The 21,676-nt window shown below is 40.5% G+C and carries 24 protein-coding genes; all 24 read right to left on the bottom strand.

All coding sequences use genetic code 11. The features are described from left to right. Window positions 1–7 precede the first annotated feature (7 nt). A complete protein-coding gene (locus tag LI288_RS01970; protein WP_227089257.1) occupies window positions 8–889 on the bottom strand; it encodes a MinD/ParA family protein in 882 nt (293 codons plus the stop codon). Beyond that, window positions 889–2,241 carry a flagellar biosynthesis protein FlhF gene (flhF, locus tag LI288_RS01965; protein ID WP_227089256.1) on the bottom strand — a complete coding sequence of 451 codons (1,353 nt, stop codon included), beginning with the start codon at window positions 2,239–2,241 and terminating at the stop codon, window positions 889–891. The genes LI288_RS01970 and flhF overlap by 1 nt, the downstream gene beginning before the upstream one ends. Then, complete coding sequence (gene flhA, locus LI288_RS01960; protein WP_022433365.1) at window positions 2,242–4,281, bottom strand: flagellar biosynthesis protein FlhA; 2,040 nt, start codon at window positions 4,279–4,281, stop codon at window positions 2,242–2,244. A 132-nt stretch (window positions 4,282–4,413) separates the two neighbouring features. Next, window positions 4,414–5,556 (bottom strand): flagellar biosynthesis protein FlhB, encoded by a 1,143-nt coding sequence (gene flhB, locus LI288_RS01955; protein WP_022433366.1) that lies wholly within the window; start codon window positions 5,554–5,556, stop codon window positions 4,414–4,416. Between the two features lie 4 nt (window positions 5,557–5,560). After that, entirely contained in the window at window positions 5,561–6,340 is a 780-nt protein-coding gene (gene fliR / locus LI288_RS01950) for a flagellar biosynthetic protein FliR (protein ID WP_022433367.1), read from the bottom strand. Between the two features lie 14 nt (window positions 6,341–6,354). Beyond that, a complete protein-coding gene (fliQ, locus tag LI288_RS01945) occupies window positions 6,355–6,624 on the bottom strand; it encodes a flagellar biosynthesis protein FliQ (protein ID WP_022433368.1) in 270 nt (89 codons plus the stop codon). A gap of 108 nt (window positions 6,625–6,732) precedes the next feature. Further along, a complete protein-coding gene (gene fliP, locus LI288_RS01940) occupies window positions 6,733–7,527 on the bottom strand; it encodes a flagellar type III secretion system pore protein FliP (RefSeq protein ID WP_022433369.1) in 795 nt (264 codons plus the stop codon). Between the two features lie 15 nt (window positions 7,528–7,542). Then, window positions 7,543–7,878, bottom strand: a complete 336-nt coding sequence (locus tag LI288_RS01935; RefSeq protein WP_227089255.1) for a flagellar biosynthetic protein FliO — start codon at window positions 7,876–7,878, stop codon at window positions 7,543–7,545. A gap of 35 nt (window positions 7,879–7,913) precedes the next feature. Continuing rightward, window positions 7,914–8,276 carry a response regulator gene (locus tag LI288_RS01930; RefSeq protein ID WP_022433371.1) on the bottom strand — a complete coding sequence of 121 codons (363 nt, stop codon included), beginning with the start codon at window positions 8,274–8,276 and terminating at the stop codon, window positions 7,914–7,916. A 119-nt stretch (window positions 8,277–8,395) separates the two neighbouring features. After that, window positions 8,396–9,652 (bottom strand): flagellar motor switch phosphatase FliY, encoded by a 1,257-nt coding sequence (fliY, locus tag LI288_RS01925; protein WP_227089254.1) that lies wholly within the window; start codon window positions 9,650–9,652, stop codon window positions 8,396–8,398. A gap of 2 nt (window positions 9,653–9,654) precedes the next feature. Continuing rightward, window positions 9,655–10,638 (bottom strand): flagellar motor switch protein FliM, encoded by a 984-nt coding sequence (gene fliM / locus LI288_RS01920; protein WP_022433373.1) that lies wholly within the window; start codon window positions 10,636–10,638, stop codon window positions 9,655–9,657. 39 nt (window positions 10,639–10,677) lie between these two features. Then, window positions 10,678–11,205 (bottom strand): hypothetical protein, encoded by a 528-nt coding sequence (locus LI288_RS01915; RefSeq protein ID WP_022433374.1) that lies wholly within the window; start codon window positions 11,203–11,205, stop codon window positions 10,678–10,680. Window positions 11,206–11,245: 40 nt separating this feature from the next. Beyond that, the gene (locus tag LI288_RS01910; RefSeq protein WP_227089253.1) at window positions 11,246–12,064 is read right to left on the bottom strand and encodes an OmpA/MotB family protein; all 819 of its coding nucleotides are present in this window, start codon (window positions 12,062–12,064) and stop codon (window positions 11,246–11,248) included. Beyond that, entirely contained in the window at window positions 12,064–12,870 is an 807-nt protein-coding gene (locus LI288_RS01905; RefSeq protein ID WP_227089252.1) for a motility protein A, read from the bottom strand. The genes LI288_RS01910 and LI288_RS01905 overlap by 1 nt, the downstream gene beginning before the upstream one ends. An 18-nt stretch (window positions 12,871–12,888) precedes the next feature. Beyond that, entirely contained in the window at window positions 12,889–13,089 is a 201-nt protein-coding gene (locus LI288_RS01900) for a flagellar FlbD family protein (protein WP_022433377.1), read from the bottom strand. Window positions 13,090–13,325: 236 nt separating this feature from the next. After that, complete coding sequence (locus tag LI288_RS01895; protein WP_227089251.1) at window positions 13,326–14,657, bottom strand: flagellar hook protein FlgE; 1,332 nt, start codon at window positions 14,655–14,657, stop codon at window positions 13,326–13,328. Window positions 14,658–14,743: 86 nt separating this feature from the next. Then, window positions 14,744–15,169 (bottom strand): TIGR02530 family flagellar biosynthesis protein, encoded by a 426-nt coding sequence (locus LI288_RS01890; protein WP_022433379.1) that lies wholly within the window; start codon window positions 15,167–15,169, stop codon window positions 14,744–14,746. 29 nt (window positions 15,170–15,198) lie between these two features. Then, window positions 15,199–15,747, bottom strand: coding sequence for a flagellar hook assembly protein FlgD (locus LI288_RS01885; protein WP_022433380.1), 549 nt, complete (start codon window positions 15,745–15,747; stop codon window positions 15,199–15,201). 17 nt (window positions 15,748–15,764) lie between these two features. Continuing rightward, window positions 15,765–17,126: a flagellar hook-length control protein FliK gene (locus LI288_RS01880; RefSeq protein ID WP_227089250.1), complete on the bottom strand. Its 1,362-nt coding sequence runs from the start codon at window positions 17,124–17,126 to the stop codon at window positions 15,765–15,767. Between the two features lie 79 nt (window positions 17,127–17,205). Continuing rightward, entirely contained in the window at window positions 17,206–17,982 is a 777-nt protein-coding gene (locus LI288_RS01875; RefSeq protein ID WP_022433382.1) for a hypothetical protein, read from the bottom strand. Between the two features lie 2 nt (window positions 17,983–17,984). Further along, window positions 17,985–18,443: a flagellar export protein FliJ gene (gene fliJ / locus LI288_RS01870; protein ID WP_022433383.1), complete on the bottom strand. Its 459-nt coding sequence runs from the start codon at window positions 18,441–18,443 to the stop codon at window positions 17,985–17,987. Between the two features lie 22 nt (window positions 18,444–18,465). Beyond that, on the bottom strand, window positions 18,466–19,785 hold the full coding sequence (gene fliI / locus LI288_RS01865) for a flagellar protein export ATPase FliI (protein ID WP_022433384.1): 1,320 nt from the start codon (window positions 19,783–19,785) through the stop codon (window positions 18,466–18,468). A gap of 19 nt (window positions 19,786–19,804) precedes the next feature. Continuing rightward, on the bottom strand, window positions 19,805–20,626 hold the full coding sequence (locus LI288_RS01860; protein ID WP_227089249.1) for a FliH/SctL family protein: 822 nt from the start codon (window positions 20,624–20,626) through the stop codon (window positions 19,805–19,807). Continuing rightward, window positions 20,619–21,641, bottom strand: coding sequence for a flagellar motor switch protein FliG (gene fliG / locus LI288_RS01855; protein ID WP_022433386.1), 1,023 nt, complete (start codon window positions 21,639–21,641; stop codon window positions 20,619–20,621). Before fliG ends, LI288_RS01860 begins: the two co-directional genes overlap by 8 nt. Window positions 21,642–21,676: the final 35 nt, after the last annotated feature.

The following is a 21,676-nucleotide window of genomic DNA, read 5'->3' as shown; positions in this document are numbered from 1 at the left end:
ACTCCTTTTACACATTCTTTTTTGCAAAAAAGTTCTTAAAATATCCCCTGATCCCTCTTCTTGAATCCGGAACATCCTGCTGTGTGCCGGACAATTTCTTTGCAATCGCTTCAAACTGCTTTGAAGCCGCCGCATTCGGATACATAATGGAAACCGGCTTCTGTTTCATAATTGCCTTTGTAATGTAACTGTCCTGCGGAATAACACCGAGAAATTCAATATTAATATTCAAAAATTTAGAAACAACCATACTCAGCTTTTCATACAGATTCTTTCCTTCACCTGCATCAGACACCCTGTTTGCAATCATTTTAACGGTTGTATTTTTCCCCTGGAACCCTTCTGTCATGCTCAGAGCCTTTAGCAGCGCATAAGAGTCTGTTACAGAAGTCGGTTCCGGTGTTGTTACCAGAATCGTTTCAGGACTGGAAATCAGGAATTCCATAACGCTTGGGTTAATACCGGCGCCTGTATCAATAATAACAATATCTGCTATTTTTTCAAGTTCCGTCATTTTATTAATCAGCCGTTTCACCTGCTCTTTGTCAAAATTTGCAAGATTGGCAATTCCCGAACCGCCGGAAATAAACTGGATTCCCTCCGGTCCCTCACAGATGATCTCTTTCAATTCCCGCCCGTTATACAGCAAATCACTCAGATTATATTTCGGAATCACACCAAACATAACTTCTACATTGGCAAGACCAAAATCGGCATCTAAAATTACAACACTTTTTCCCATTCGTGCAAACTGAATCGCCAGATTAACGGACACACTGGATTTTCCAACGCCTCCCTTTCCACTGGTAACTGCAATCACACGTGCTGCTTCTTTTGCCTGTTCTTCCTTTTGCTGCATGATTTTCCTTAAATTTTCTGCCTGATCCATTATTCAGCTCCTCCCAGAAGTTGTTTTGCCAACGCCTGCTTATCAATCACTTCAATATCATTCGGCACATTTTGTCCCAGTGTCGTATATGACAACGGTGCATCTGTTATCATTCTGATATTGAGAATATTGCCAAGCGAACAGGTCTCATCCAGTTTTGTAAAAATAACCGACCAGTCTTTAATATCCTGATAGCGCTCTACAATGCTGACAAGGTCCTTACTTTTGGTTGTAACACTTAATGTCAGATAAATATCCACATCAAATTCATCGCTTTTTTGTCTGGTTCTTTCAATCAGTTCCATCAGCTCATCCATCTGCCCTTCAGCCTTATGGGATCTTCCTGCTGTATCTACCAGAATCAGGTCATAATCCTTATACTCTTCCAGACAATGTTCCAGTTCGTCTGCCGAATAAACGACACTTACCGGACAGGATATAATAGAAGCATAGGTATTGAGCTGTTCAACCGCTGCAATTCTATAAGTATCTGATGTAATAAATGCAACCCTTGCATGTTCTTCCAGTTTAAATTTGGAAGCAATCTTTGCAATCGTCGTTGTCTTTCCGACACCTGTCGGACCGATAAAAAAGGCAACCTTTGGCTTATCTTCCTGTAATGTAATAATATGGGGTTCACCCAGTTTTAAAATCACTTTCTGATATACTGCTGCCAGAATGCTGTCAATATTGGATTCCTTTTTTAAAGAATTTTCAATATCACCGATAATGCTGTCTGCACATTTTTCATTCACATCATTTTCAAGCATCTTCTTATATATAAGCTGCAAAAATCTGTAATTGGTATTTTCACGTTCCTGCACCACACGTCTGCCTTCATCTGCACCATTCAATTCATAGCTGTTCTGAACATCCTGCGCTGCCCGGTCTGCCGTTCTTTCTTTCGATACCGTATAGTCATAATCCATGCGGTTCTTTAAAAGCTGCTGGAGAGAATCTAACTTCTGCTCAATTGCCGCAGTATCTGCTGCCGACACCTGTGAGGACGGCTGATAGGCCCCTGCCGGGCGCGGGCTTCTTACCGGCATTGACACGCGCGGTGCGTAACCTGACGGTGTATATGCCGCTGCCGGACCTTCCTGTGCCGGCATGTCTGTATCTGCAAGGACATCCCCTGCAATTTCATCAAAAGAAGTCCTGCTTTTTTCACCTGCACCTTCGTTTTCTTCCTGTGCAGCCGTAATTTCTACCATATCTTTCCGAAACAGCCTGAAAATTCCACGCTGTTTCAATGTTTTTACATTTAATACGACGGCTGAACTGCCCAGTTCATCTCTAGCCTTTAATACTGCTTCTGTTTCCGTCGGTGCCTGAAATTTCTTTACTATCATTTATGCTGTCACCATCCCAACTGATTGTAATTCAATATTTGATTCTACTTCATTGTAAGAAATTACAATAATATCCTTATAATAATCCATTGCCAGCTTCTTAAAATACATTCTGACAATCGGCGAAGTAATCACAATTGGATTTTTTCCCATATCTTCAAGCTTCTTTAACTGTTCGCCCAAAGACTGCATGATTTTTTTCGTCCGTTCCGGATCAAGCGTCAGGTAAGACCCCTGTTCTGTATTCTTTACAGCACCCATAATCTCCTGTTCCACTGCCGGGTCTAATGTAACAACACTTGTTACCTCATCAACAGGGAAATATTTGCCTGAAATTGCACGTTTCAGACTCTGTCTGACATATTCTGTCAGAATATCCGTATCTCTTGTAACTGCTGCATGATCAGCAAGGGTTTCAAAAATTGTAACAAGGTCGCGGATTGAAATTCCCTCTGAGAGAAGATTCTGTAATACTTTCTGGATTTCACCGATACTCATCAGCTTCGGTACAAGTTCATCCATTAATGCTGTATTATTGTCTTTAATATTATTAATAAGATTCTGAACATCCTGTCTTGTAAGCAGTTCTGAAAGATGCTGCTTAATCACTTCCGTCAGATGCGTTGCAATAATAGACGGCGGATCAACAACCGTATAGCCTAAGGATTCCGCACGTTCTCTCTGACTTTCCGTAATCCAGATTGCCGGAAGATGGAAAGACGGTTCAAAGGTCGGAATACCGGTAATTTCTTCTTCGACATATCCCGGATTCATCGCCATATAATGGTCAAATAAAATTTCTCCTTCGCTGACCTGGATTCCCTTAATCTTAATAACATACTGGTTCGGATTTAACTGGATATTATCACGCAGTCTGATAATCGGCACAACCGCACCCAGCTCCAAGGCTACCTGACGACGAATCATAACGACACGGTCAAGCAGGTCACCACCCTGATTCACATCTGCAAGCGGAATAATACCATAACCAAATTCCAGTTCGATTGGGTCTACATTAAGCAGTGATACTACATTTTCCGGTTTACGGATTTCCTGTGCTTCTGTTTCTTCCTGTTCAACCTCTTCTTCTATCTTGGCAGCACCTGCATCTGCCCCCACTTTACGGCTGTATATAATCAGTGCCACGCCAATCGGAATGAAGACATACCACGGCAGTGGTGTAAATGCTCCTAAAAATGCCATTGCCGCACCAACCATCAGCAAAACCCTGTCCATGGAGAACAGCTGTCCTACCATCTCATCACCAAGCTCACCCTCGCTGGAAGCCTTCGTTACAAGAATACCGGTTGCAAGAGAAATGAGCAGTGACGGAATCTGGCTGGACAGGCCATCACCGATAGTAAGAATGGTATACTTTGACAATGCCTCATTAATTGTCATTCCGCCATAGAGCATACCCATGGCAATACCACCGATAATGTTGATACCGGTAATAATTAAACCTGCCGTTGCATCACCTTTTACGAACTTTGTCGCACCATCCATAGAACCAAAGAAGCTGTTTTCCTGCTGTAACTTCTTTCTTCTGAGTGCCGCTTCCTTATCCGTAATGGCACCTGTATTCAGATCGGAGTCGATTGCCATCTGTTTACCTGCCATCGCATCCAGTGTGAATCGCGCCGTTACTTCTGAAACTCGTTCTGTACCTTTATTGATAACAATAAACTGGATAATAATGATGATGACAAAGATAATAACACCAATAATCAAATTACCGCCGCCCACAAATTCTCCGAATGTTTCAACAACATGTCCGGCATCACCATTTTTTAAAATCAGTTTTGTTGAAGATACATTTAACGAAATACGAAACAATGTCGTAAAGAGCAGCATGGTCGGATATGCCGCCATATCCAGAACCTCTTTTGCATATAATGTATTAAATAAAATAATCAGTGCTATTCCGATATTGATAGCAAGCATAATATCCAACAACCATGAAGGAATAGAAATAATGAAGAATATAACTGCTGCAAGCAGATACAAACCCATGAATAAGTCATTCTTCTTTACGCTCATTATTCCATTCTCCTTTCGTCTATTTTAATATTTTTTCAAATGTCACATATGTATTTATTCTATCATTTTTCTTTTTACATTTCAAATATTTGTAACATTTTGTCTTTTTTTCTATCTGATCCCCATACCATTTTATAACAGCATCGTTTTTTGTTTACCCGGCTGCAGGACTCTCGCAAGAATTTCCGCTACAACCTGATATAATTCCGGTGGAATCTCCATGCCAATATCGACATTGTGATAAAGGATTCTCGCAAGCGGTTTATTTTCCACAATTTCAATATGGTATTCTTTTGCCTTATCCTTAATCTGGAAGGCCAGATAATCCGCACCTTTTGCAATAACCACCGGTGCTTTGCCCGAGTTCGGTTCATATTTTAGCGCAACCGCAAAATGTGTCGGGTTGGTAATGACAACATCTGCCTCCGGCAGTGCTTCCATCATTCTTCGTCTTGAAATTTCCATCATACGCCGCTTGACCTGACCTTTTACCTGCGGATCACCTTCGGAATTCTTAAATTCATCTTTAACTTCCTGTTTGGTCATCATATTGTCTGTTTTAAACTTATGCCGCTGGAAAATTAAATCAGCAAAGCCGATGATCAAAAAGACGGCACTTACTCTAATTCCCATGTCAACCAGAATATTCCCGACTGCCGCAATCGCCGTATATAACGGAATGTTGTAAAATGTCAGTATCAACGGCAGTTTATCTTTAATCGTCTGATAAGCTACTATGCCGATAACCGCCATCATCGCAATAGCCTTTAGCAGTTCCACCAGCTGTTTTACCGAAAAAATCCGCTTAAATCCGCTTAACGGACTGATTTTACTGGCTTTCGGCTGTAACGGCTTTGCCGTTACCATCCATTTCTGCTGTAAAACATTTAATAAAAATGCAATGATAACTGCCACAATCAAAAACGGGGCCGCAATCAGCACTATTGATATCAGCATCTGTTTGACTGCCTCCAGTGAAAGATTCATCGGAAGCCCTGTGGCACTGCTTGATATAATTTTATCAAATGTATTGTAAAAATCCTGAAATACTTTCAGTAATTTTTCACCTACTATCCCAATGTAAACTTTAATCAATACAAATAGTGCAAGCAGAGATACTGCTGAAATCAGTTCCTTGCTTTTCGCTACCTGTCCTTCTTTTCTGACATCATCCAGTTTCTTGCTGGTCGCCGGTTCTGTTTTTTCACCACCCGGACCGTCTTTTGCAAAAAACTGGAGATTGTATGCCAATACCAAATTCTCCAATTCCATCATGTCACTAACTCATTCCTCTTACCAGTGCTGCAAATATGGTTTCTATTTCTTCCAATATGTAGCCGGATACCGCAGGCAGCATGGAAATTGTAAAATAAATCACCAAAAGTCCTACAAATAATTTTAACTGGATACCGACTACAAACATATTCATTTGCGGTGAAACCTTCGCCATAATGGCAAGAATACAGTTTACCAGCAGCATGACCGCAAATACCGGAAGCGCAATACGAAATCCAATCACGAAATATTCACTGACGAATTTCAAAATATCCGTATAAATCGTAGAGGAAAACTTTACGCCACCTACCGGAATTGCATTATAAGTTTCCACAATTGCCGCTACCAGATACCGATGCAGTCCACTTACAATCAACAGAAGCATGACAAGGTAGTAATAAAAATTCCCCATGATACCGACCTGCATACGTGTCGTCGGATCATAAATCTGTGCCATGGAAATACCTGTATCCATATCAATAATCTTACCGGAAAACAGAATAATCTGTGTGCAAAATGATGTAACCGCTCCCAGCAGAAGCCCTACTGCCACTTCTTCAAGCACCAATGCCGCATATCCGATTACCCCGTTGTATGACACAGAAACATCACTGCCCTGTAAGCTGTAAACCAAAATAGATAAAAATACCGAGAAGCCGACTTTTGTTTTCTGCGGTGTCCCCGATGTATTAAAAAAAGGAGCCGTATAGACAAAAGAAGCCATCCGCATTAATATCAATATAAAAATTTCAAATTGATCTAACGCAACCTCGAAATCCATCATCTGTAACTCCTTAATCAGCTAATATACTGGGCAAAACTGCCCCATAAAATATTCATATAAGAAACGATTTCATTCAGCAGCCACGGTCCCATAATCATCAGTGCAAGCATAATTGCCAGCAGTTTCGGGACGAATGTAAGTGTCTGTTCCTGTATTGACGTCAATGTCTGCAAAAGACTGATGATCAGACCTACAATCATTGACACCAGAAGAATTGGAACCGATGTCTTTATAATAATCCAGACCGTCTGTCTTCCAATCGAAATAATATCGCCTGCATCCATACAAGTCTTCCTCCCATTTTTAGATTTCAAAGCAGAATATCTGCCTATAAAGTAAGATATTCCCCAGACTATAAAAGCGGGGAATCTTACATAAAACCAACTGAATTGCTACTTAAATGTTGTCATAAGATTGCCGATAATTAAACTCCATCCATCTGCCATTACAAATAATAAAATCTTAAACGGCATTGATATTGTCGTTGGTGGCAGCATCATCATACCCATGGACATCAGGGTTGAAGACACAACCATATCAATCACAATGAACGGAAGATATATCAAAAATCCTATGATAAATGCTATTCTCAACTCACTGATAATAAACGCAGGAATCAGTATTTCCGTAGGAATATCATCCTCTGAAGCAATAGAACCGGCCTCAAATCCTTTGATTTTCAAAAATGTATCTAAATCCTTGTTTGAGGTCTGCTTTAGCATAAATGTACGAAGCGGTTTAATTCCGGTTTCATAGGCTTCCTGCATGGAAATTTCATTGTTGGAAAGCGGTACAACTGCACTTTGATAAACTTCGTTAAATGTCGGCGACATTACAAAAAGAGTTAAAAATAAAGACAAGCCCACAATAATCTGATTTGGCGGGATTGTCTGCGTTCCTAACGCAGTTCTGGTAAAATGTAATACGATAACTATTCTTGTAAATGATGTCAGCATAATTAGAATTGACGGTGCCAGTGCTATTACTGTCAACACCAGTAACATCTGTAATACACTCGCCATATCTGAACCATCACCTGCCGAGATTCCCACACTAATCAGCTTATTAGTGTTGTCCTCTGCCGCCGGAACTGAACTCGTCATCATAGTGCTGGCAGCAACTACAATTGCTATCAGCAGTCCTGCTCTGACAAATTTTTTCCCGTGTTTCTTTAAAAATCGTAACATAATGCCTTATCCTGCCTAATCCTCTGGCTTGTCCTTTTTATACTTATCTAATATTGCCTTGAAATTATCAACGTGAATTCCTCCCGTTGAATTTTCCCTGTATATCAGCTCTTCTTCATTTACTTCACATAAATAGGTAACAGTGTCTTTACAAACTGCAATTGCAAAACACTTATTACCTATCTTCAGAATCTGAATATACTTTGAGTTAGAGATACGCATTGTTTCCAAAACTTTGACATTGCTGCCAATCATCTTTTCTTTCTGAATACCCCCAACCCATCTGGTAGCAAAATATGTAATAGCAAGCACCAAAGCAAAAATTACAATTAATGTAACCAGCTGTGCCAATGATTCCAGCGTGCTACCAATCAATAACTGTTGCATTATCCTACAACTTTCTGAACAGCTTCAAGAACACGGTCTGCCTGGAAAGGCTTTACAATAAAGTCTTTAGCACCTGACTGAATGGATTCGATAACCATTGCCTGCTGACCCATTGCTGAACACATGATAATGGAAGCGTTTGCATCTGCCGCTTTAATTTTCTTTAAAGCTTCAATACCATCCATTTCCGGCATAGTAATATCCATTAAAACAAGATCCGGCTTCAATTCAGCATACTTTTCCACTGCTTTAGCACCATTCTCTGCTTCCCCTACAATATTATATCCATTCTTTGTAAGAATATCTTTGATCATCATTCTCATAAATGCGGCATCATCGCAAATTAAAATATTCTTTGCCATAAATAATCTCCTATCTAACTATAATGATATTTACTTTTTAACATGTTTATTATACATCATCACCATAAAATTGCATACTATTTTTTTAAATTTTATGTCGATTTTATAAACATCTGTTTTTATCTGTCTTTAATAATCTCCGTAATACGTACACCGAAGCTTTCCTCGATAACAACAACCTCACCCTTTGCGACATTTTTACCATTCACAAGAATGTCTATCGGCTCGCCTGCAATCTTATTCAGTTCTACAATCGTACCCGGTGCAAATTCAAGAATATCCTTGATTGATTTTGACGTTCTTCCCAACTCAACAGTTACCTCTAATGGTACATCCTTAATCAAATCAATGTTTTCCTGCTGTGTAATTGCATTCAAATCGCCAGAGAACGGTTGGAATGTTGCCGGCTGTACATTGACATTCGGCTGTGGTGCGTATCCGGCAGGCTGGGCATAGCCCATTGGCTGTCCGTATCCCATCGGCGGCATCTGCTGCATTGGCTGTCCATATCCCATCGGCTGTGCCTGCTGTGGTACAGGTGCCGGCTGTGGTACAGGTGCCGGCTGTGGTGCTGACATCTGCTGTGCTGCTGACGGTACTTCTGCTGATGCAGCTGAACTTGCTGTTCCTCCGCCGACCTGTGGTGCTACCGTACCATCGTCCGGTGCTGTAAACATCTTTAAAAGTTCCTTTGCAAAATCAATCGGATAGAGCTGCATAATTTCACTATCGATCAAATCACCAATCTGCATTCTGAATGCAACTAATACAAACTTATTTTTCAAAAAGTCCGGAATGGTATCCATACTTGTGTCAGAATAAGTTTCAATCACATTGGCTGTTGGCGGACTGATATCAATCTTTCTGTTAAACATTGAAGACATTGATGTTGCGGCAGAACCCATCATCTGATTCATTGCCTCACCAATTGCGCTTAAATGCAGTTCGCTGAGCGGCTCGGAGTCATCAACTTCCCCCGCACCTCCCATCATAAGGTCGGTAATAATCTTAACATCGTTTTCCTTTAAAATAAGCACATTATTGCCATCAATACCTTCTTTATAAGAAATCTGCATCATTACACATGGTCTGTCATATCTTTCTGCAAGATCATCCCATGAAGAAACAGAAACCTTCGGTGTTGTAATATTTACTTTCTGATTTAACAAGGAACTCAATGTCGTTGCTGCAGTTCCCATACTGATATTGGATATTTCACCAACTGCATCTTTATCTGAGTCAGCAAGTGTAAAGTCCTCCGTCTGTGGTGCTGCTGTATCTGCTGCTGTATCTGCTGCTGTATCCTGTGCTGCATCTTCACCGCCCATGCCATTGAGCAGTGCATTAATTTCTTCTTGTGACAGCATGCCATCCATTCTTACTCACTCTCCTCTCTCAAAATTTCTGTAACTCTTACTGCATACTTATTATCTGAATACCCCGGCAAAGCTTTGAATTTTTTAATATTGCCCACGTAAACTTCCAATTCGTCATCGACCTTTCTATCCAGTCTGATAACATCTCCCAGCTGGAGATTTACAAAGTCTTGTACATTAATCTTACTTGTACCAAGAACTGCTTTCATTGGAATCAGTGCATTGTCAATAATATTTTCAATCGCAGCTTCATAGGAGTTACTGTCTTTTTCTTTCATTGTTGAGAACCAGTACTTCGTATTCAGCTTATCCATAACCGGTTCTAATGTTGTATATGGAAGACAGATGTTCATCAATCCTTCCACATCACCAATCTTTAAATTGATGGTAACAATCGCTATCGTTTCACTTGGCGATATAATCTGTGCAAACTGAGAATTCGTTTCAATCCGGTTCAGACGCGGTGTAATCTCTACTACGTTTTCCCACGGTTCATGAAGCAGATTCACACAGATTGTAAATACTCTCTCTAATATTGATAATTCAATTTCTGAAAAATCCCTTTCTTTTTCCAGAGAATTTCCAACACCGCCCAAGAGTCTGTCTACAATTGCAAACCCAAGATTGGATGCCATCTCCATAATAACGTTCCCCATTAAAGGATCCATTCCAACTACACCAAGCAAAACTGGATTGGACAATGCATTGGAAAATTCTGAATAAATAACAACTTCCGAATTCACCACATCTACACTAACAGATTTACGAAGATATGCAGGAAGATTGGTTGCTAAAAGTCTTCCAAAATGTTCAAATATAATCTCAAGTGTTCTTAAATGTTCTTTTGAGAATTTTGCCGGACGTGCAAAATCATAATCTTTGACCTGGCGTTCATCCGTGTTTTTCATCTCATCAGCATCTAACTCACCTGTGCTTAAAGCTTTCAAGAGGTTATCAATCTCATCCTGGGATAAGACCTCTCCCATCTTCCTCACCTCCTTTGTCTTATTTTCTTATTTCTATCATTACGATACAACCATCTTAGTCAATGTGACAGATGTGATAGAATCTGTCTGGAATAAATCTCTTAAATAACTAAGCAGATTGCTTTCTACTGTTGCCTTATTTGCATTTAATTCACTGTAAGAATACTTTAATGCTTCTGTGTTTACCTGACTGACAACTACTTTCATGCTGTTTTCAAGGCTGGACTTTTTTTCTTCATAGTCTTTTGCCTTTGTATTAAAGCCTACTGTAACATTTAATACAGCATAATGCGTTTTACCGCCATCCGTATATGATACAGTAATATCTGTACTGTCATTATTCTTAACATCTACATATGCAATATCAGCGATATTTGCACCCGCAGAAGTGGTGTCATCTTTAACGGTTGTTTCACCAATATCCAAATCGATAATCTGAGCAACTTTTGTTATCAAATTATTGGTCTTATTATTTGTTGAAACAAGTGAAAAAGTCAGCAACACTGTCAAAATAAGATTAATAAGTACTAACGCTAATGTAATCACATTCAGCATACTCTTTTTCATTACTCTTCCTCCTAAATATCATTTATATATTATGCTGCTACTAACTATTGAGCATATTATATATCTTAATCTCAACGCGTCTGTTCTGTGCCCTTCCTTCTGCTGTCGCATTTGAAGCAACCGGAACAGCCTCACCACGTCCTGTTGATGAAATACTGTTGACATTAAATCCCTTTGTATCTACAAAATATGTATATACAGAATATGCCCTGTACATTGACAGCACCATATTATCCGGGTACTGTGCCGTATTCTGCGGAACATTATCGGTATGTCCTTCAATTGAAATGGTATTGTCATCATAAATCTTAACAGCATCTGCAACCTTATCTACAACCGAAATTGCTTCTGCCTTTAAGTCCGCTTTACCGGAATCAAACAAAATTCCGCTGCTTAAGCTCAGCATAACGTACTGACTGGTGGTTGTAATTTCAACCTGGGAAGAATCTACATTAGACATATCCAATGCTGCCTGTATGGTATCTGCCATCTTTTCAGACTGTTCAAGCCCTTCTTCCTGTACTTTTTCATACGCTACATCTACTGTATTACTCTCTTTATCCAGTTCAACATCGCCTTCACTGTTCATACCCATATTATTATAGTAATCACTCAGCTCATTTAACTGGCTGGCACCGCTTCCGACTAAGATGCCGTCGGATTTAATCGTTGAACCTCCTGATGGAAGCACACTGAATGCAGAAGCTAAAGAAGCCGCAAGTTCCTGAAATTTATCCGCATCAACAGTCGACATAGAGAACAACAATACGAAAAAGCAAAGCAAAAGATTCATTAAATCACTGAATGTATCCTTCCACAATAAGGACGGTGGTGCGTCCTCTGCTCTTTTTTTTGCCATTAAGCTTCACCTCCAGCATTTCCACCTTCGCCTTCACCCTGAAGCTGTCTTGAGCCCGGTGCTAAGAATGACTTTAACTTTTCTTCAATAACACGAGGGTTTTCACCTGCCTGAATAGATAATAGACCTTCAATGACGATTTCTTTCATCTGATATTCATTATTGTTAATCAGTTTTAATTTATTGGAAACCGGAGTTGCAAACCAGTTTGCAATAATAGAACCGTATAAAGTAGTAATTAAGGCTACCGCCATGTTTGGTCCTACTGTTGAAATATCATCAAGCTTGGCAAGCATGTTTACAAGACCAATCAGTGTACCAATCATACCCCATGCAGGACCCATCGCAGCCATGTAATCAAAAAATCCGGATACTTTTCTGTGACGGTCATCCATGTTTGCAAGCTCTGTTTCAAGAATGCCTCTTACCAGCTCCGGTTCCGTACCATCGACAATCAGAAGAATACCTTTTTTCATAAATTCATCTTCAAGATTACTTGCTACTTCTTCCAGTGCAAGAAGACCTTCTTTTCTGGCCACATTAGATAATTCAATAATTTTCGAAATTACTGCGCCATGATCCAGCTTCGGATCCTTAAATGCAATACCAGCACCCTTTAAATATGTAATTAAGTCTTTGAATGTATAAGACGTAATCAAACATGAAATTGTACCACCAATAGTAATAATAATTGACGGTAAATCAATAAAGCTCTCCGTAATTGCCGCAAAACTGGCACTGGAAACAATTCCGAAGATAATCATTACAAAACCAAGGACAAGTCCTACAAGTGTCGCTAAATCCACAGTTAACACCTTCCATTTCTACATATTTTCGTTAAGTACACTAATAATACTTCTTTTATATTCCAAAACCTTTTTTTTAATTTCTTCACAGCTTTCTTTCACAACATACTTCGTTCCTGTTGTCAAGGTAATCACTGTATCCGGAGTTTCTTCCACGGTCTGAATCAGGTCACAATTCAGAACAAACCGGGTATTATTAATCCGCGTTACATCAATCACACTTTTCCACCTCCCAAGCCTAATACCTCCATTTTTTCTTTTAGTAGAGTACAATTCCCCTGTTACTCAGACTATTTATATTAAAACACTATTATGGCATGATTGCAACAAAATAGTGAAATTTTCCACTTTTTTTGTAAATTTCTGCAACTAATTTTCATTTCAAATATGATTCCAATGTTTTGGAGAGGCGTGATAAAATTCCTTCTATCACGCTCCTCCATATGAACTTTTAATTATCTCTTTAAGTTAATTAACTCTTCGAGTAAAGTATCTGAAACTGTAATAATTCTTGAATTTGCCTGATAACCTCTCTGTGTGGTAATCATATTGGTAAATTCCTGTGAAAGATCTACGTTAGACATTTCCAGATAACCGGATGTAATTGATCCGTCTGTTTCGGAAACATCCTGTCCGATTCCGTTAAACAAACCAGAATTCATAGTTGCTGCATACAGGTTATCACCAACCTTTTCAAGACCTGCCGGGTTAGAAAATGTTGTAACGGCAATCTGACCGATTGTCTTTATATCACCGTTGGTATAACTTGCAACAATCTTTCCGTACTGGTCAATACCAACAGAAGACATTGTACCGACTGCTTTACCGGCACCTGTCTTATTCGTTCCAAGACCACGGCTGCAGTTGATATCCGTATCATCTGCATACATTGTAAGAGAGGAGGCGTCTAATGTCAGTGTAGATGAGTTACCACCGTTGTTGACACCGATATTTGCAATGTTGTTTGTACCGTCATTATCTGTAATTGTAATTGTCATCGCCTGCATGGCATCGGTAATTGCAGCACCCGTTGTTGCATTAAACTGGAATTCTGCCGGATCTAATGCCATTGTAAGGGTTGTCGGCTTTCCGTTGATAGAAATACTTCCGCCTGTTGCAGTATAACGTGCAATGGAGGCATCACTGGTATCTGCACTGTACTGTAAAGAAATTGTTCCCTGGTAGGAATTTCCCAATGAATCATAGAAGTTAAATGTAAATGAATTTAAGCCTGTATCAGAAGCCTTTACATTTCCCTTTGCTGTAATGCCGGTTGTACGTTCCGGTGCTGTATATGTAAAATCTGAACTTGTAACGTGTAATGCAGAAACAAGGTCTTTCTGTACAACACCATCTTTATCCACCTGCCAGCCCATGACATTGGCGCCTTCGCTTGTAACTAACGCACCTTCTTCATCCAGCTTAAAGTTTCCGGCTCTTGTAAAGTAAGTGTTACCCTGATTATTTACAATAAAGAATGCATCTCCTGAAATCTGTAAATCGTATGGGCTATCTGTTCTTTCAGGAGCACCCTGTGTTGTAATGGCTGTAGAAATACTTGCTACTGAAGAACCTGTACCAATCTGCATTGGGTTCGTACCGCCTGCTCCTGTTTTGGTATTTGGTCCTGTTGCGGTCTGTGTTGTCTGATAGTATACATCACTAAATGTAACAGACTGTGATTTGAATGCTACCGTATTTACGTTGGCAATATTATTACCGATAACATCCATTTTTGTCTGATGTGCCTTTAAACCTGACACAGCAGAGAACATTGATCTCATCATAGCTTTCGCCCTCCATAATCTGATGATGAAGACAGTTATTTTTATTCCTTCTGTCATTCCGGAATAATCGCTTCCTTGCGGTCCAGCTAGATAACAATTGCCCCATCAATATTTGTATAGATATTTTCCTCACCGGAATTCTGACACATAGCAGTAATCACTGTCTTATTCTGTGTATTCACAATGAATGCCATGTTGTCTAACAGCACCAGGGATTCCTTAATTCCCTTTTCTCCGGCGCGCTGTGTGCCTTCCTCTAACCGCATCATCTGCTCACTGGTCAGCTGGATATCTCTTTGTGTGAGCCGTTCCCCTGCGTGCTTTGAAAAACGTAATGATGTGGACTGAGTTTCATCTACCGCTGCTTCAATACTTTTTTTCTGCTGTAGTATTTCACCAAAAGAAGATGTTGCGGCTGTCCCCGTATTGTTGGTTAAACTCCTTTTTCCCCCAAACTTTCCGGTTGCCTGTTCAATAGAAGAAAAGCCTCCGGTTACGATATGGTTCATCATAATCTTCACTTCCTTAATTCTTCTTTGAACTATTCTGTCTTACCCGTTGTGTCACTTTTATCAGATGATGTATCTGATGATGAACTGTCGGACTTATTCGAAGTATCTGTTGTTGAATCATTCTTATTCCACTTCTTATAATAGTCATCATCCATAACGGTATCTAAGTCGTCAATGTCATAAAGCTTGCCGTCAATACCAAGATAAATCTTATTGCTGATAACTTCCCAGTAATCTACCTTTCCTGCAATATAACCGTCTTTATTCAAATCCGTTGTCATAATAACGGTCTTTCCTACAAGATTTGAAGCTGTCTGGCGTGTTGCCGTATCTAACATTTCTTTGGTCGCTTCAACCTGTGAGAACGTTGCCATCTGTGCAATATACTGTGAGTTGTCTGTCGGTTCAAGCGGATCCTGATACTGCATTTCCGTTACCAGAAGGCTTAAGAAATCATTGACGTCCAGTGTGCTGGATTCTTTAGCATCTTTTTCCTTCGTTGACTTTGAACTGATAGTTGTACTCTCTGTCGTTGATGATGTTGTTCCGTTTGTAGTTGTTACATTAGACCAGATCATTGAAACACTCCTTTCTTTTACGCGGTGTATTCTACACTGCTGTTTTCATTCATTACTGCATTTTTTGCTGCCGCTTCGTCCTCAGACAATTCATCATCTGAGAGTTCGTCTAAGCTGCTTAAATCCAGATGACGTTTTCCTTCTTTACCGGCTTTTTCCTGCTGGGAATTGTTTCCCTGAAGATTCTGTCCGCCTTCAAATGCATGGCTCTGTACAGTAATTTCAACTGCATCAACTTTGATGCCCTGACTTTCCAGATTTTCTTTTAGCATGCTCATCTGGCTTTCCACTGCACGTTTTACCTGCTCGTTCTGTGTTGCAATCTCTGCTGTCAGCACTCCGTTTCTTGCTGAAACCGTAATGTGAAGTTTACCGAGATTTTCAGGATTTAACTGAACTTCAATACTCTGTAACGATTCTTTCTGAATTACCTTTACGGCATCGACGACCTGACGAACAACCTCAACAGGATTTACCTGTGCTGCTTCCTGTACTGCATTGGCAAAAACATCCTGGATGTTCTGCGAAAGGTTTCCTGCGATTTCATTCACCGCTTCTGCCTTTGTCTGGGTCTGTGCATTTTCCTGTTTTCCTGTACCGGAATCAGAGGTCTTATTCTCTGCTCCTTCCAGTGTCAGCTTCGACTTTAATACATCTTCAAGAACTGCTGTGCTTTCAGCTGCCGTATTATCCTGTGCTTCTTCCTGCGGCTGTATTTCCTTTGCAACCGGTGCTGCCATGGCAACTGTATTTTCCTGCGTATCAGCCTGCGCTGTATCCACAGTCTGTACTGCTTCTGCCGGAACCGGTGTCAGTTCGCGTCCTGCCTGCACATCTGAAACCAGCTGCTTTGCATAATCAATCACATCAGTCAGGGTTTCTGACAATCCTGCATTTGTAATAATTGCAACTGCATCTTCCACACCGGTCAGTTCTACGACTAAATCCGTAAGATTTGCCGGCTGAAGTAAATCCTGCATGCAAAGCCCAAGATCAGCCATAGCCTTTTCAAATTCTTCATCTGTCACACCCAGCTTTTCCTTTAAAAAGTCTTTGATTTTTTCACCTGCATCTGTCAGCTTGTCACTGTTGTCAGATAACGTAGACTGGGTGTTGTCAGACGTTTTCTTTGCGGTAGAAGCTGCTGTATCGTCCTGTGCGGATACCTGTTTTGTATTCTGCTGTGTGGAAGTGCTTTTCATACCTGATGCAGTCTTTGTCTGTACCATATTCTGCGATGCCTTATTATTGACATTAGAAGACAGGGACTTTGACATAATCTTCTGAAAACTTGCACCACCGGACTTACCTGCTGACGAAAGCTGTGTTAAATCAATGCCTGAAGCTGTGTCTGTGCCTTTAATTGCTGTGCTTATCATCTTTACGCCTCCTTTCAATTCTTTTTTATATAAACTGCCACAACATATGTCATGGCAGATTATACCGTTTTTAATATTCCTACGGATACATAATCTTTGTCATCTTTGCCGCAAAGACTGTATCCATCTCTGCAAGAATTGCTGCACGCTGTTTTGCTGTCATGCACTCTAAAATTTCTGCAACAAGATTGGTATCTCCCGTCATTTCCTGTAAGATTGCCGCAGCATTCTTTGCATCCATCTTTGCATATGCCGCAGCCCAATCCTGTACTTCCTGTTTATGTTCCAGCTGTCTTACGACTTCTGCATACAGTGCGGCTGCATTATCCGCATCAATAGATTCATACCATTTTTTATATTCTGAAATATCAGGCGCATTATCCGTAAAGACAACTTCCCTGTCGAACTCATCCTTTAACTGTTCATAGTACTCCTGATTTTCTTCAAACACCTTTAAACGATCAACCTCTGCCTGTAAATCAGCAATCTGCTGTGCGGATGCATCCCCGGAATTCTGATAAGCGGAAAGCTGGCTTTCCAGTTCTTTGATACGTTCTACTGCCTCTGCGATACTGTTAAATTTGTAACCGGTTTCATCTGCAATTTCTTCACTGCTTGCATCAGGAAGAATCTGATTGATGACCGGAACATTTTTTAAGTACGGTCTTAACATCGTTCCTACACCGCCGACATCCATTTTAATCAACAGTGCAAAGATCACAAGCCATATAATTACAACTACCAGACCAACCAGAAAACTGGTAAGCTTACTCCCTTTGCTTTCCACAGGTTCGCCGTTTTCATCTAATTCTACATTGTCTAAATTAAGCTCTTCCTTTGATTTTTTCCTCGCCATATTTATTCACCTGTTTCCATATTATTATCATTGTAGTTAAAACTTACAAGTTCATCAATTTCTTTCTTTTCCTGTGCATTTAACTCCTGCTTAAATTCCTCAAATGCTTTCTCGCGCAGTTTTTCATAAATCTTGCGCTCCTGCATGGCAAGATTTAGCTTATCCCTTGCCCTGTCAAGATTTTTCTGTGCAATTCGGATACGGACAGCCTGCTGTGTCATCAGTTCTTTCATGACCGCCATCGATTCATTACTCTGCTTTATGCTTGCAATATTTACCCGGTTCATTGCACTCTGCTTGGCTTCATTTTCATACTGTTGTCTTCTTGACGCCAGATGATGCATTTTTTCTTCTTCAGCTGCAAGTCTTGCCGCATTTTCTGCATATTCTGTCTTTGCCTGTGTTTCCAGTCGCAGCTTAATATTCAAAATATTCTGCATTCTGTAAATGAATTTTGCCATGCCCTGCTATCCCTCTATGGTTTTAAGCTTCGTAGTCCTTAAAAATCTCTGACAGCATTGCCAGTTCTTCTTCAAAACTGAATTTTTCATCCGTTGCCTGCCGCAAAAATTCATTTACTGCATCAATCTTTGAAATCGCATAGTCAATATTTTTATTAGAACCACTCTTGTATGCACCAATATTAATTAAATCTTCTGCTTCATTGTAAGTTGCCAGTACATTTTTCAATCTGCCCGCCATCTGTTTATGTTCCTTCGTTGTAATCTGACTCATACATCTTGAAATACTCTGAAGAACATCAATTGCCGGATAATGATTTTTATGTCCCAGCTTTCGTGATAACATAATATGGCCATCCAGTATGCTTCGCGCTGTATCTGTAATCGGCTCATTAAAGTCATCACCGTCAACCAGAACGGTATACAGTCCCGTAATAGAACCTTTTGCAGACATTCCTGCCCGTTCCAGAAGTTTTGGCATTTCGCTGTATACACTCGGCGGATATCCTCTTGTTACCGGAGGTTCCCCGGAAGCCAGACCGATTTCCCTTTGTGCCATGGAAAAACGGGTCAGCGAATCCATCATGAGTAAAACATCTTTCCCCTGATCCCTGAAATATTCCGCAATGGCTGTCGCTGTTTTTGCTGCCTTATTACGGATTAAAGCCGGTTTATCAGAGGTCGCCACAACAAGGACACTTCGTTTCATTCCCTCAGGACCTAAATCCCGCTCAACGAACTCCCGCACTTCCCTGCCACGCTCTCCAATCAGTGCGATAACATTAATATCCGCCTTCGTATTTCTTGCAAACATACCAAGCAGGGTACTTTTACCGACACCGCTTCCGGCAAAAATGCCGATTCGCTGTCCTTTACCGACTGTCAACAGACCGTCAACGGCTTTTACACCAAGCGGAAGCACCTGACTGATAATTTCCCTTGACATCGGGTCCGGCGGCTGTGCCTCAACGGAATATTCTTCTGTGAGCCCCAGTTCTTCACCATTCATTGGATTGCCCAGTCCGTCAAGTGTATGTCCCAATATGGCATCACCGACTTTTACCGCTAACGGTTTTTCTGTATTTTCCACAATACAGCCCGGTCCGATACCATCTACATTATCAAACGGCATCAAAAGCACTCTGGAATCTTTAAATCCTACAACTTCTGCATACAGATGGGACTCATTATCTGCGGAATGAATCACGCATAAATCATTGAGTTTTGCATCCGGTCCAATGGATTCAATGGTCAATCCGACAATCTTTGAAACCTTGCCCAGCTTATCAAAGTAGGATTTTTGTGTTAAATTATAGTATTTTGCTACATTAAATTCTGCCAAATCCAAATCCCCCAACTTACTACATACAGCTTAATAATTTAATCTGTTTAATGAGATTATGCAGTTCCACATCAAGGCTGCAGTTAAAAACTCCTGAATCTGTTTCTATCATACATTCATTCTGCTTTAACGCCATATCCTGCACAATATCAAGATTTACCTCATTGTTCATCGCACAATAGATTTTCCCCTGATTATTGAGTACAAAATTGTAATCATCAGGTGATACCTTAATGCTGTAGCTGTGACTGTTCTCTACATTCTTCAAAACATTGTTAATCAGATGCAGAACAATTTCTTTGTTGTCTTCAGAAACTGTATGTGTCACTTCGGTAAATACTGCCAGCAGTGCTTCAACAATCTGTGGTTCCATATCGTTTCTGCGCTGTTCATAATCTTCTTCCAGCTGTTTTACCAGCTGTGCGTGCTGCTGTTCTAATTCCTGTTTTTTTTCTGTGAGCTGGCGTTCTGATTCAATCGTTCCCGAATTAAATCCTTCCTTCTTTGCCTCTTCACGAATCTGTCCTGCCTGTGCCTGCGCCTGTGCCAGAATTTCTTCTGCTTCCGCTTTTGCCTGTGCAAGGATTTCTTCTGCTTCTGCTCTTGCAGCTTCAGCGGATTCCTGTGTCATTTCTTCCGATGCCGCTGCTTCTGTATCAATTTCATCTTCCGGAAGCCGTTCTACAACATCTGCATTTAACCCGTTGATAAATCCGTCCGAATCTGCCTTCTGACGGCTTGCCGCTCTTGCTGCTTCTACTCTGTCTTTAATAATATCATTGTAATCAATGATTCTTTCACTTTTACTGATTGTTGTTCCAACCTTTAGCAAATTAGACAATGATCTCGTCACCTCCGCCTCTTGCAATTACAATCTCTGCTGAATCTTCAAGCTTTCTGATTACATTTACAATCTTCTGCTGTGCTTCTTCAACATCTTTCATACGGACAGGTCCCATGAAGTCCATATCTTCGCGAATCATAACAGCAAGACGTTTTGAAAGGTTGTTTAAGATTACATTCTGTACTTCTTCTGTTGCACCCTTTAATGCAAGTGCCAGATCGGCATTGTCTACATCTCGTAATACACGCTGGATTGCTCTGTCGTCCAGTGAAAGAATATCCTCAAATACGAACATCTTCTTACGGATTTCATCTGCAAGTTCAGGTTCTTCAACTTCGAGAGTTTCCATAATATGTTTTTCTGTTCCACGGTCAACCGAATTGAGGATTTCTACGATTGCATCGACACCGCCGACAATTGTGTAATCCTGGTTGACCAGTGCAGAAAGCTTTCTTTCAAGCACTTTTTCGACCTGCTTGATAACATCCGGTGATGTTCTGTCCATCTGTGCAATTCTTCTTGCTACATCTGCCTGTTTCTCCGGCGGCAGTGATGACACTACCATCGAAGACATGGAAGCCGGCAGATATGAAAGAATTAAAGCGATGGTCTGCGGATGCTCGTCCTGAATAAAGTTTAACAGCTGGCTCGGATCTGTCTTTCTGACAAACTCGAACGGTCTTACCTGTAATGATGCTGTCAGCTTGCTGATAACATCCTTTGCCTTGTCTTCGCCAAGCGCCTTTTCGAGCAGTTCCTTTGCGTAAGAAATACCGCCTTCGGCAATGTACTGCTGTGCCAGACATACTTCGTAAAACTCATTCAGTACCATTTCCTTGGTCTGTGGTGATACGCTGCTGGTGTTTGCAATTTCCAGCGTAAGCTGTTCTATTTCATCTTCTTTTAAATGTTTAAAGATTTGTGCTGATTTTTCCGGTCCTAATGCTATCAAAAGAATCGCTGCTTTTTCAACACCGTCCATTTCTTTATCTTTCCCTGCTGCCTTTGGCATACTCTCACTCCATTCCAATATACATCTATATCTTT

Origin of the sequence: Lachnospira pectinoschiza (assembly GCF_020564355.1) — a bacterium.
Classification (GTDB): Bacteria; Bacillota; Clostridia; order Lachnospirales; family Lachnospiraceae; genus Lachnospira; species Lachnospira intestinalis.
This window is presented reverse-complemented; position numbering and strand designations above follow the sequence as displayed.